General features: G+C 39.9%; 9 protein-coding genes and 1 pseudogene. 1 reads left to right on the top strand and 9 read right to left on the bottom strand.

The genetic code is table 11. The features are described from left to right. Positions 1 to 14: 14 nt before the first annotated feature. The 6 genes from Q0541_RS03830 to Q0541_RS03805 form a co-directional block, all read right to left on the bottom strand. Positions 15 to 1781, bottom strand: coding sequence for an N-6 DNA methylase (locus Q0541_RS03830; RefSeq protein ID WP_298905766.1), 1767 nt, complete (start codon positions 1779 to 1781; stop codon positions 15 to 17). Continuing rightward, positions 1775 to 2707 (bottom strand): hypothetical protein, encoded by a 933-nt coding sequence (locus tag Q0541_RS03825; RefSeq protein WP_298905763.1) that lies wholly within the window; start codon positions 2705 to 2707, stop codon positions 1775 to 1777. The genes Q0541_RS03830 and Q0541_RS03825 overlap by 7 nt, the downstream gene beginning before the upstream one ends. An 87-nt stretch (positions 2708 to 2794) precedes the next feature. Next, entirely contained in the window at positions 2795 to 5095 is a 2301-nt protein-coding gene (locus Q0541_RS03820) for a DEAD/DEAH box helicase family protein (RefSeq protein ID WP_298905761.1), read from the bottom strand. Then, a complete protein-coding gene (locus Q0541_RS03815) occupies positions 5085 to 5516 on the bottom strand; it encodes a type I restriction endonuclease (RefSeq protein WP_298905758.1) in 432 nt (143 codons plus the stop codon). The genes Q0541_RS03820 and Q0541_RS03815 overlap by 11 nt, the downstream gene beginning before the upstream one ends. A gap of 105 nt (positions 5517 to 5621) precedes the next feature. Continuing rightward, positions 5622 to 6038, bottom strand: coding sequence for a hypothetical protein (locus Q0541_RS03810; protein ID WP_298905755.1), 417 nt, complete (start codon positions 6036 to 6038; stop codon positions 5622 to 5624). A gap of 396 nt (positions 6039 to 6434) precedes the next feature. Continuing rightward, positions 6435 to 7685 carry an ATP-binding protein gene (locus Q0541_RS03805; RefSeq protein ID WP_298905753.1) on the bottom strand — a complete coding sequence of 417 codons (1251 nt, stop codon included), beginning with the start codon at positions 7683 to 7685 and terminating at the stop codon, positions 6435 to 6437. Between the two features lie 45 nt (positions 7686 to 7730). On the opposite strand from Q0541_RS03805, the gene Q0541_RS03800 reads away from it, so the two are divergent. Next, the gene (locus Q0541_RS03800; protein WP_298905751.1) at positions 7731 to 8294 is read left to right on the top strand and encodes a Uma2 family endonuclease; all 564 of its coding nucleotides are present in this window, start codon (positions 7731 to 7733) and stop codon (positions 8292 to 8294) included. A gap of 2 nt (positions 8295 to 8296) precedes the next feature. Here Q0541_RS03800 and Q0541_RS03795 read toward each other — a convergent pair whose 3' ends face one another. The 3 genes and pseudogenes from Q0541_RS03795 to Q0541_RS03785 form a co-directional block, all read right to left on the bottom strand. Further along, complete coding sequence (locus tag Q0541_RS03795; protein WP_298905748.1) at positions 8297 to 8716, bottom strand: hypothetical protein; 420 nt, start codon at positions 8714 to 8716, stop codon at positions 8297 to 8299. 3 nt (positions 8717 to 8719) lie between these two features. Then, a pseudogene (locus Q0541_RS03790) lies at positions 8720 to 9928 on the bottom strand (WD40 repeat domain-containing protein); the annotation flags it as partial. A 358-nt stretch (positions 9929 to 10286) separates the two neighbouring features. Continuing rightward, positions 10287 to 11852, bottom strand: coding sequence for an NACHT domain-containing protein (locus Q0541_RS03785; protein WP_298905742.1), 1566 nt, complete (start codon positions 11850 to 11852; stop codon positions 10287 to 10289). Between the last annotated feature and the right edge of the window lie 443 nt (positions 11853 to 12295).

Genomic DNA, 12295 nt, shown 5'->3' with positions numbered 1-12295 from the left:
TATTTATCCATTATCTAAATTAATTGACGCTTAATTTCTTCTGCTTCTACTGCCATCATTTGTTCTAATTGCAACAACCTCTCCAGTGTTACCTGTGGCGAATCATAAAATGCCTCATCCTGCTCAACCTGACGATAACGACTTGCGGACAAATCATATTTATTGCTTTTTACCTGCGCCTTTACTACCCAAAACTGACGATTTAATTGATTAATTTCTGCTTGCAAGGGTGTCATCTGTTCATGCAGTTGTGCCAATAGTTGGTTATCCGCTTCCAAAGCGATGCGCGTTGACTCATCATCGGCGGGTGCAACGGCATTTTCAAACGTCAAGCGATTAATTTCCTTGTGCAGTTGCAAACGTTTTACTTTCAAAGGCACAATTTGCATCTTTAACTCAGCTAACCGTTCCTCGTTTTGAGTTATAAAATCAGCATCAAACCGATGCCGCCAACAATTCAGGATATCAGAAATATCGTTCTCAGCTACAGGTTGGCGCTTATCATCCAGAGAAAAGCCATCATGCTCCATATCGTAGAACCAAATGTGGTCAGTCGTTCCCCCACGAGTAAACAGCAGCACCGCCGTAGACACACCGGCATAAGGTTTAAACACCCCGCTAGGCATGGAAACCACCCCATCCAGGCGATTTTCTTCAATAATCTTCTTGCGAATTTCAACGTGTGCCTTACTGGAACCAAACAGCACCCCATCCGGGACAATTACTGCACATCTGCCACCCATATCCAAGACGCGCAGAATTAGGTGCAAAAATAGCAATTCTGATTTTTTGCTTTTACCCGCCAGAGTTGAATGAGCATCACCCGGATCAACTGCTCCCTTAAAAGGCGGATTCATCAATACTAAATCCAAGCTTTTTTCATCATCAAAAGATTTAGAAAGTGTATCCATATAAAAGAACCGGGGATGGTCAATACCATGCAGCATTAAATTCATGGAACCGATGCGTAACATCGTCATTCCAGAATCATTATCGTATGCAGTCAAAGCCTGAGTTTGTAAAAATTCCGCCTCTTCAGGAGAGAGCATATCCCCAACTAACTGCTTTTGGCCTTTGTCGTTATACAATATTTCTGGACTGGTGTGTTTTTCCAAAATATATTGATAAGCATTTACTGGAAACCCACAAGTACCCGCTGCTAAATCGCCAATTCTATCAGTGGGTTTAGGTTCCACCATTTCCACCATCATCTGGATAATATGGCGGGGTGTTCTAAACTGTCCATTCCTACCGGCGATACTCAGCTTTGATAATAAATACTCATACAAATCCCCCTGTACATCCTGATTTTGTTCCGAGATTTTAATCTCATCAATGGCTTTGCAGGCTTCAATTAATAGACTTGATTTATTAATTTTAAATTCCGCAGTTTCCATATACTGACTGAAGGAACTTTTATTTTCATTGGCTTCTTCCTGATTTTCCGAATTATCCATTTCATTGGTTTCTTCCTGATTTTCAGGATTACCTATTTCTTTCAACCAGGGAAAAACCTTATTTTTGATATGGCTTAAAGCATTATCAGCCTTCATCTGTGTCCAATGTCGCCAACGCATTTCTAAGGGGATTTCTGGCTGATAATCCTCTTGTTTACGGCGCTTGGCTTGGCGTTCTCTTAAATCTTCAGCTTCGTCTAAGCGTTTCAGGAAGAGTAAAAAGGAGAATTGCTCAATAGCATCCATTGGGTTGGATAAGCCACCAGTCCATAGCTTATCCCAGAGTTGATCTACTTTTGATTTTAGATTAGTATCAGTTAGCATTTTGATTTTTTTATTACTTTAAAAGCTTGTATACTATGAGAGCTAAACTCTTCTATAACTTGACGGGATATTTTATAAGTTTGCTGAAAATAATCTGAATCCACTCCTAAAAAATCTAATTTGGAAACAGGATACTTTATTCCTTTATTTTTCTCAATATCTTTGAGTTTATTTTTAATTGGTTTTACTATTTCATCATATTTTTCATTGCGATACCAACCATTATGTAGTCCTGCATTTCGCCGCGCCTTCATTTCTGTATACAGTGGTGTAAACCACCAAAGAAAACTTTCTAAATTTTTATTAGATTCGACATATATTTTGAGTTTCTTTATATATTCATCAGAACCTTTATATATCATTTCCATAATCGACTTTTCAATTTGCTTATCAATTTCTCGCATCATCTCTTCAGAGGTATTAAAGGCAAGATGTCTCTCTTTAGCCTTTATCCATAAAAAGTTTTTAAATTTACACTCTATATCATTTAATTTGAGTTTTTGCTCACCAAGCTTTTCAGGATAAGCCTGTAAAACGAGCAACAACAACTTTGAGAAAAAGTCTTCTACCTCACCCATAATTGAAATAAACAACTGGTTCTGCATAAAGGCTTTAATTTTAATAAAATTAAAATCTCGTCTTGTAAAATCTCTGTCAGATTGCATCAGATCAGTAACAGACAAAATAAATTTATCATCAATAAGTAAACCTGCCATTTCGACAATATGAAATTCAGTCTTTTCAAAATCATCAAAATCTATAGGAATATTTGACCAGTCTAAATTTATAGCATTGATATAAGAACCGATAAACTCATTGGATAAATTAAGAGCAGCTATTTGATGTATTTTAGATTCTGCCAGACTCTCGATGCTCTTTGATAGGTTTTTGGAACGATTCTTAATAATTTTGTTCAAGGAAGTCATTGGTTTACATTTTAACTTTGAAACTTAAGTATTGTATGTTTTTATTTAGTAATAAATAGAGTAAGGTTATATATAACATTTAAGCTGCTATTTTTTTGTAAAAGTTAGTAGCTTGTTCACCTCATCATCAGAAAATAATCTATCTACAGCATTCCTCCCAAACCTTGCCAAAGTACCCTCATACAAATCAGCTACTTCTAACCTACGTTTTTGTAAAAATACACTCTGCACCGCCCGCAAGAAATTAATTTGATTCGCATTGTACTGGCGTAGACCAATAAATTCATCAAACTGACGCTTTACTACTTCCTCATAATCAGGAATCGCATCTAATTCCAGCAGATACCTCAAAAATGCCAAAAAACTAGCCTTCTTCAACCCATAAGCTTTACGAATATTAGACTCCGAAAGTTGAATATTACCACCATCCAAACCTTTCCGCAAAGTCCGCTCTAACTCAATCAGTTGCATATCCGTTACTGCTTCACCTTGGCGAATAGAGGCGATAGTTGGATGATTCTCAATGATTACTGTGATTTTTTCCTCAACTCTTTTTTTGTACTCCTCCACGTATACTTGCTCACCACCCTCACCGACAGTGATAAAACCACGGGTTTCGACAAAATCAGGCAAGTCTAATTCTAAAAAGATACTGGGGCGTTGCCGTCGATTCTTCATCTGTTCAGCTAAAGCGGCAATCACCTGATTCAATTCAGCCGCCGTTGCATTTTTCAAGCGAGACGACAGACATAACTTCACCACACCTTGCTTTTGGGTGTCCTGATGCACAAAATCTGGTAAGCAACTTACATCTTCAGCAATGGATTGTAAAGTATTTGGTGTTGCTCCTTCCGTCTGAATTTCCATTTTCAAACGCTCAACTTTGCTAGTAAAAGTTGCTGCTGCTACATCTACCCCTGGAACAAACCGCAGCAATGGGGCAACTTTTAGCCGCAGAAATTTCAATTTATTTTGAGTAATGTAACTCCAGAATGAATCTGTCCAAGCTTCCTCAATTTGATTCAGTTGCTTTTTAACAGTAAAAGCATCTGTGGGAATTTCTGTAATTTGTTGGCGCAAGCTGGCAATTACTGCTTGACAGTCTGGTGATACTTGCTCAAACAAATACAACTCCAGTAAATCCAAGCGTGTGTTAAAAATCTTTTGGAGTACGGGAATAGTTTGTGCCACTGCTTCTTGTGGCTTCGCCTCAAATTCGTTTTCCCAAAAGTCGATAATCAAAAACTCTTGCTTGGCGTGATTTGGCAACCATTCTAAATGTCTACAAGCCTCTTGGCTGCGAGTTCCCCGTCCAATCATCTGCCAGAGTTTAATCTGAGACTGCACAGGTTTCATAAACACCAGATTCATTACCTCTGGTATGTCTACTCCGGTGTCTAACATATCCACAGAAATAGCAATTCGAGGCATATCCTGATGTTTGAATCTGCCTGTCAGCTTTCCCTTGTATTCAGTTTTGTGAGTAATTACCCGTACCAAATCCGAATACTGGGGATACATTTCTTCAAACACCTCACACAGCCGCAAAGCGTGATCTTGAGTCAGTGCAAAGACAATTGTCTTCGCTGGTAGTTGTCCAGACTCATCTTTATGACAAACATCCAGAATTTCTTCCCACTGCTTTCGCAGAGTGTCTCTATTACTGACAGTCTTCTCTAAATCTGTACCTGAATAATCTAAGTCATCAGGGTCAAGACCTTGTTCTATCAAAGCATTGCGGTCTTCTTCACTGAGAGTTGCCCCTTTAATTCCCTCTTTTTGAAATTTGGTCTGGGCTTGATATGGGCTAAAGTCTACTAAATACTTCTCATTAACTGCTTTTTTATATTCGTAGAGAAATGTTGGCGTACCATCAAAGCGATGAAAGGTGTTAAAAGTATTACGGTCAATAAAACTTGCTGGAGTCGCTGTTAGCCCTATCATCCGCCCATCAAAGTACTCCATTACCTCCTGAAAACGGTTAAAAATTGACCGATGGGCTTCATCAAAAATAATCAGGTCAAAAAAAGCTGGGGTAAATTGTTGATAACATCGTGCCAAAGTTTGTAGCGTTGCAGTGTAAAGCCTTTTGGTTTTATCGATATTGTGGGTGAAAATGCGATCGCACGGCTCATGAGGGATATGTGGCTTAAAACCATCGGTCAAAGCTTGGTCTACCAAATTATCACGGTCGGCAACAAATAATACCTTACGGCTTTGGTTCGCCTGGAGAAACAGGTCAATAATTGCCATTGTGGTGCGCGTCTTCCCTGTCCCCGTCGCCATGATCAACAAAGCGCGGCGCTGACCCTCATCAAATGTTTCACATACTCGCCGAATTGCCTCTTGTTGATAGCTTCTACGTGCAATTAGGGTATTAATTGGCACTAAATAACGAAATTTTATTCTGGCGGATGTAGAGTAAATTTTCCAAATCTGCTGGCGAGAAGAAGCCAGCAACTTGTCTTTTAGCAGAATTACCTACATCCCAAAAATAAAATTCTCGCCCATTCGTCATAAATGCAAAAGGGCGAAAATTTTGATGCTTCTCTATTTCTGTAACGTAATGTTCTACCTGTGTTTGAGCAATACGTGGATCGCGGCTTTGTCGTTTGGCCTCAACTACAGCTATTACTTCACCATTAGCCTGATACAAGCAATAGTCAGTGATGCCGTTCCAAGGTTCTGCATCATAGCCATCCACTGGAATTTCAAACCCTACCTGGTTTGGGTCTTTCAGGTTCCATCCTGCTAGTTCTAAAGCTGGGTCTATTAATTCGGTTCTGGTGAAGGCTTCGCTTGAGGACATTAAAGTATATTTTAAAACTTTACTTATATTAGTATTCCCAATTGCGATCGCCAAATAAAGCAACCTAGAAAAACTAGAAGCTTTAGTATTTATCCTGCTGTATATTTATTCCGGCGTCTTTATTTTGATAGATTTATCTTTCAAACCTTCTTCAACCATCTTTTTGGTGTCTAGTGACCAGTTTTTACCAGACTGGCCTCCCATGAGAGACCAACGAATCCAACCTACAGAGGGTTTCTCAGGATTGTACCACCCTGGATCGTCCATGTCTGGTTTGAATTTCTCAAAAAAATCCACCATTGTATTAATATCTTCGAGGGTCAGAGGTTTTTCGTGTGCGATCGCCTCAGCTAAGGTCAAATGTTTACCACCGCCGAACTCTTTATGTAATGCAACTCCGCGTAATGCTGCCATACTTGCTATTGATGGCGCGATGAGTTTAAGTTCTCTGACTTCACTTTCGGCAGCTAATAAAGATAAATGGAGCATTATAAGTTGAGCTTGAAAAAGTAATGTATTCATTTTTCTTAACCGTAATTTTGGAGGTTTAAAGGAAGCGTTAAATTTCTAACCTCTAAACTACCAAATGCTAGAAAGTATAATTTTGTGCAAACTGCTTTTAGGTTATGTCACGCTGATTCAGATGACAAGCCTATTCTGTCTTTGGACAGGATATCTGAGGATGCTGCTTTCAAAAGCCAAGAAGAAATTAAGTTACTACTTTTGGTCAACTAATGCCTAGTATTTCTACATTGGGTCAACTAATGCTTGTCAAGAGAATTTTTGCTGTGAGCGCATTGACGAAAGAATAAGGATTTCAGAGTGCTTCTTGGACAACTACTGCTTGTCGCCGTGGACAACTAGTGCTTGTTGTCGCATGGAGAGGGTTAGGGAAATTTTTTAGAGGGTTTTAAATGCTTATCTACCTAGCCAGTCTCGAAAGTTGGAGTGATAGAGACTGTAATGGGTTTCTGAGGCGATTCGTTGTTGCTGTAAGAACTCTAGCCAATTTTCTAGCACTTCCTCAACTTCATACTCATCAGTATCAATGATTTGTGCGATCGCATGCACTGATATTGCTTTTTGCTGCTGGATTAAGACATTTAACACATCTATGCTAAACTCAGCCCCTTGTTCGGGTGGAATCATTTTGTGTAAATGCTGCTGATAATATGCTTCTAAACCAGGCGGGAGTTGATTGTACTGAAAAGGTTCCGGGTAGAAATTTTCTGCGTTAGCGTTCGCGCAGCGTTCCGCAGGAAAGCTTACCGTTGGCGTAGCCTCTCGTAGAGAAGGTATCGCACTTATTACCTGACTGAGATACATGAAATTATTTTCGCTTAAAGTGGTGAGGCGATGCCTAACGGCAAGCTGCTCCGCATCTACGGAGAATTCTTGCTCATTAATCTGGTAATTACTTAGCCAAGATTTAAGATTTGACCTCTCCCCCAACCCCTCCCCTTGTAAGGGAGGGGAGCAATCTTGTTCCCCCCTTCCCTCGTAGGGAAGGGGGGTTAGGTAATTTTGAATATATGCTTGGATATCTTGGCGATTTTGTTGTGGATAATCTGCTAAATCAAGACTTTGCGACGGCGTTTCAATTAATAAACCCGACTTCTCCCGCAAGAAAGGTCTACGAGTGAGGAGGAAATAGACCCCATCCGGGAGATAGCGGGGGAGATAAAACAGATTTGTACCAGGTGGTTGGCTGTTACGGTCAATGCAATTCAACCCATCAATGGCAATTATCAGTTTTTGATCAGGTTCTAACTCATCGCTGATTTGCTGGAGAAGACTAGAGAAAAACCAACTTCCCTCTGTGGCGTTATCAGGGAGGGAGGTGTAATTAAGCGAGTATTGATGAATGAGTTGCGTGCAGATATTTATGAGAAATTTGTCAGCATGATTTTTACCCTCAAGTTCGGCATTGTAATAAATAACTTGAGGATTATTTGTCAGATATTTGGCGAGAATGGCACTTTTCCCGCTACCGGGTGCGCCAATGATAGTGAAGTAACCCTGGTTATGGCGGTGGAGAAAATTGTTAATAGCGGTGAAAACAAATTCACGACCGACAAAGTTGTGGCTTTTTTGTTGAATGATTTGCTCAAACTCCGTTGGATGTCCTCTGGAATTGATTGCAGTGGGTGGTTTGGGTGGTGAGTTCATAATTTTGGAGAATAATTAAAAGATGAGGCAACAGTGGAGGTGGCGATGTCTGTACAATTGCTAAGACGGAAATTCACAGTTGAGCAATATCATAAGATGGTTGAGTCGGGGATTCTCACAGAGGATGACCGGGTGGAATTGATTCGGGGAGAGATTATTGAGATGTCGCCGATTGGAACAAAACACGCTGCTTGTGTAAATCGACTTGTTAATCTGTTGGTGCAGCTGTTGGGTAAAGGCGTTATACTTGCTGCTCAAAATCCGATCGCGTTGAACAATAACTCAGAACCTCAGCCAGATGTCGCATTACTTAAACCCCGTGATGATTTCTACGCCACTGCACACCCCCAACCCCAGGATATTTTTTTACTAATTGAAGTATCTGATTCGACTGTGATGTATGACCGGGAAGAGAAAATTCCTTTATATGCAGAAGCAAACATAATTGAAGTTTGGTTAGTAGATATTAACGAGCAAATTGTGGAAGTTTATCAACAACCTACAGCCGCAAGATATCAGCATATGCAAAAGTTCGCTAGTGGTCAAACTTTATCAATTAAAGCTTTCCCCGATGTTAATATTACCGTCAATGAAATCTTTGGCAGATAAAATTACTTCTCCCCTGATTCTTCTCTCATCCCTTGAAGACGCAAAAAATGCACCCTACCTGATTGTTCGCCTGCCACAATTGTCATACCGTCTGGTGCAACTGCACAGCAATTAATGGAACTATCCCCTGTGAAAGTGGCAGTGAATTCTCCTGTTGCGATACTCCAGATTTTGAGGGTACTATCATCAGAAGTGGAAATCGCCTGCTGTCCATTGGGAGTAATGGTGACTGCTTTTACTGAAAAGTTATGACCATTCAGGGTCAATAGTTCTTCTCCTGTCGCGAGACTCCAAATTTTGAGGGTCTTGTCATCGGAAGCAGAAATCACCTGTTTACCATTGGGGGCGACTGCTACTGTGCGTATCGATAAATTATGACCATTGAGAGTTAATAGTTCTTCTCCTGTTGCCAGATTCCACACTTTAAGGGTCTTGTCTGTAGAAGCAGAAATCTCCTGCTGTCCTTTGGGAGTTATTGTGACTGCTTTTACTGATTATTTATGACCATTGAGTGTAAATATTTCTTCTCCTTTTGCGAGATTCCAAATTTTGAGTGTCTTTTCTTTGGAAGCAGAAATTACTTGTTTACCATTGGGGGTGACGGCTACTGCACGTACTGAGTCATTATGACCACTGAAAGTAAATATTTCTTCTCCTGTTGCCAGATTCCAAACTTTAAGAGTTTTATCTCTGGAAGCAGAAATCACCTGTTTACCATTAGGGGTAATGGCGACGGCATTTATTGAGTCATTATGTCCATTGAGAGTAAGTATTTCTTCTTTTGTTGCCAAATTCCAAACTTTAAGGGTATTGTCTTTAGAAGCAGAAATCACCTGTTGACTATTAGCAGTGATGGCGACGGCATTTACCGAGTATTTATGACTATTGAGTGTGAATAGTTTTTCTTCTGCGGACAAATTCCAGATTTTAAGAGTGAAGTCATAGGAAGCGGAAATTAACTGCTGACCATAGGGTGTGAAGGTGACTGGTTTTACAGTGTCATTAAGAACATTAACGTAAAATAGTTCTTCTCCGGTTGCCAAATTCCAGATTTTGAGGGTCTTGTCATTGGAGGCGGAAATTATCTGCTGGCCATTGGGGGTGATGGCAACTGCTTTTACCGAGTCCTTATGACTATTAAGGGTCAATAGTTGTTTTCCAGATTTCAGGTTCCAGATTTTAAGGGTCTTGTCTCTAGAAGCAGAAATTATCTGCTGACCATCAGGGGTGACAACAACGGCATTTACCCAGCCATTATGACCATTGAGGGTCAATAGTTCTTCTCCTGTTATTAGATTCCAGACTTTGAGGGTCTTATCTGTGGAAGCAGAAATCACCTTCTGACCATCAGGGGTGACAACAACTGCATTTACTGAGTTATTGTGACCCTTAAGGGTAAATAATTCTTCTCCTGTTATTAGATTCCAGATTTTGAGGGTGGAGTCAATTGAAGCAGAAATCACCTGCAAGCCATTAGAAGTGACGGTGACTCCACTTACCCCGGAAGTATGACCAGTGAGGGTACGTAGCAAGCGTCCTCCTGGTGAAATTAAGCTAGGAGTCAATGGACACAACCAGGGGAAACTTATTACTTGCTTTGCTTGTGCCAATAATGCCTGAATTTCCTCTGGCATTTTCTGGCTTGATAAACGTCCCCACAATTGACTCGCTAATTGTCTTTCATCCGTTGCTAAAATATGCGCTGATAATTGCAGTGTTCCTTGGATAAATTTTAGTGCCTTTACTTTCTCCAGGTTGTATTTGGAGTTTTCTAATACCTCTAAATCGTCAACCAAATCATAATCTTCAATTAGCGCTTGCACTCCAAACTCAGGATGGTTAATCTTTGCGCTTAGGAAATTAAAATCAGCCAGAGTTTGGTAATACTTCTGCAAATTTCCCGACTTCATCGAGTTTGGCGCTAAACTACCCAAGTAAGCACGTTGAAAAGCAGGACTTTGTGCTGCTAACTTGTCAGCTAATTTTTCCATCTCACGCCACCTTCCTTTCAAGGTAGTCCACAATACGTTGATTAACCTCTTGAAATAGCTTCCGTTTGGAATCTAGAACCCTTTGTGCTTTCAAGAAGTCTAAAAAACTAGTGTGATAGATGCTGTAGCACTTTTCTCCCTCTATATCTTGCAACTTCAAATACTCAACCCACTCATTTAAAAGCGATTGCACATCATATTCATCTTGTTCAGTAATCTCCGCTATCATCTCATAGGGAATTGGTGTGCCAATCTCCACTAAAATAAACAGGATAAATACTTTTACTACTTGGGGTTTCTCATCCATTCCCATCTGTACCCAATGAACTTGATAATAGTCCTGAAGACCATCAGGTAATTGCTTTAAATTCAGGTCATTATAATCACCCTTAGCAATTCCTGACAAAACATAGCGCAGGTACATGAAATTATTTTCACTCTTATTTGTTACCTGCTCTACAAAATCGTTCTCAGAAATATTGCGGTCTTTAATCCATTGTCTAAGTGCATTCTTATAGTCTTGATCGCCATTCAAAAAAAACCGAATATATTCTTTAATATCTTCACGACTCAAATTAACATACTGACTTCCCCTTAAATCTAACTCCTCTACCGGGACATCTGGTGTAGACAAGCGTTTTTTATCTCTAGTATAGGGTCGTCTAGTTAACACAAAATATACATTTTCAGGAAGCGACGGTGGTAAATCTAAAAGATTCCCCCCTGCTTCTTGTTCCACTTCATCCAAAGCATCAACTACAATTACAAGACGATCGCCAGCAGTCAGTTTTTTGCTAACCTGTTCTAGTAAATCTGCTAAATTAGCCTTCTGGGCATTCTGCAACTGGTAACGCTTAATTAATTGTTTGCGAATACTTTCAAGAAATAGCTCCGGTCGATTGCGACCATCGGAGCGAATATTAAAATAGCATGGTGATTTATTGTCCCAGACGTATTTAGCAGCAATGGTACTCTTCCCCATCCCTGCATCACCCACTACTGTAAAGTAACCACTGCAATTTTTGTCACAAAATTGTTTAAATGCGTCAAAAACAAACTTACGACCGCAAAACGAGCGATTTTTTTCTCTAATTAATGACTTGAATTCTGCTGGATACTCGTCTAAATTCCATTCAGGGAAAGGCTCAAATTCTTTGGATTTAGTTGTTTTGGCAACCTTAATAAATATTTCCCCAAACTCTTCTAACTGCGATCGCAGTTCAATTCTCTTCAATCGGATATCAAATTCTGAATCCTTCCCCTGCAAAAACTTTTCTACTTCCTTATAAAAACCCAAGGGATTATTTGAAGTATAAGCACTCCAAAAAGCATTTTTAATTTCTCTTTCTCGAAAAAGATTCAGCAGTACTTCCTGCTGATCTACACCATACTCAATTAAAGAATAAACATAAACACCATCAACATCTTTAGGTGGTTGTACTGGGTCAAACTTGAATTCCTTTAAGAGTCTGACTACAGTTTCATTGCGTTGAGCTTGATTAATAACTAGAGAAGCCGCAGGTTTAGCAATACTTTTAAGTGCATTAACTACAGGGTCAATATTCATCTTTGCTAGCAGTAGATATAATTTTTAGACCTGTAACTTATCCTAACGACTGATGCCAAAATTAAGCAAATACACAGTTATATAATAGCGATGCCTTTCCTTCTCTACGAGAGGCTGTGCCAATGGAACGCTACGCATAGCTTGCTTAAGAGTAGGAGTACGATAAGCTGCGCTAACGATCCCTCTTCTGTCTTCCTCGGCGTCCTCTGCGCCTCTGCGGTTCGATTCTTAGACTCATTTAGCGCAGTATGAGCGCTCACTTATACCTAAAATAAAATGAAACATGGTGCGTAGGCGTAGCCCGTCGTAGACATTGCATAGACGTTTCCAGTACCAAACCCCAAAGTTGAGCTTTTAAACCGCAACTTTCAGCATAAAAGGTGCAACATTCACCCTCAGAAGCTCAACTGCAACAATATTAACTTTGCAACCATATCAACAAG

This window comes from uncultured Nostoc sp. (genome assembly GCF_937863485.1).
Classification (GTDB): Bacteria; Cyanobacteriota; Cyanobacteriia; order Cyanobacteriales; family Nostocaceae; genus Nostoc.
This window is presented reverse-complemented; position numbering and strand designations above follow the sequence as displayed.

What these genes read in the sequence shown, in the direction of transcription:
- Q0541_RS03800 (WP_298905751.1), top strand. Translation starts at nt 7,731, where the DNA reads ATGTCTGTACAATTGCTAAGACGGAAATTCACAGTTGAGCAATATCAT.
- Q0541_RS03825 (WP_298905763.1), bottom strand. Translation starts at nt 2,707, where the DNA reads ATGACTTCCTTGAACAAAATTATTAAGAATCGTTCCAAAAACCTATCA.
- Q0541_RS03815 (WP_298905758.1), bottom strand. Translation starts at nt 5,516, where the DNA reads ATGTCCTCAAGCGAAGCCTTCACCAGAACCGAATTAATAGACCCAGCT.
- Q0541_RS03805 (WP_298905753.1), bottom strand. Translation starts at nt 7,685, where the DNA reads ATGAACTCACCACCCAAACCACCCACTGCAATCAATTCCAGAGGACAT.
- Q0541_RS03810 (WP_298905755.1), bottom strand. Translation starts at nt 6,038, where the DNA reads ATGAATACATTACTTTTTCAAGCTCAACTTATAATGCTCCATTTATCT.
- Q0541_RS03785 (WP_298905742.1), bottom strand. Translation starts at nt 11,852, where the DNA reads ATGAATATTGACCCTGTAGTTAATGCACTTAAAAGTATTGCTAAACCT.
- Q0541_RS03830 (WP_298905766.1), bottom strand. Translation starts at nt 1,781, where the DNA reads ATGCTAACTGATACTAATCTAAAATCAAAAGTAGATCAACTCTGGGAT.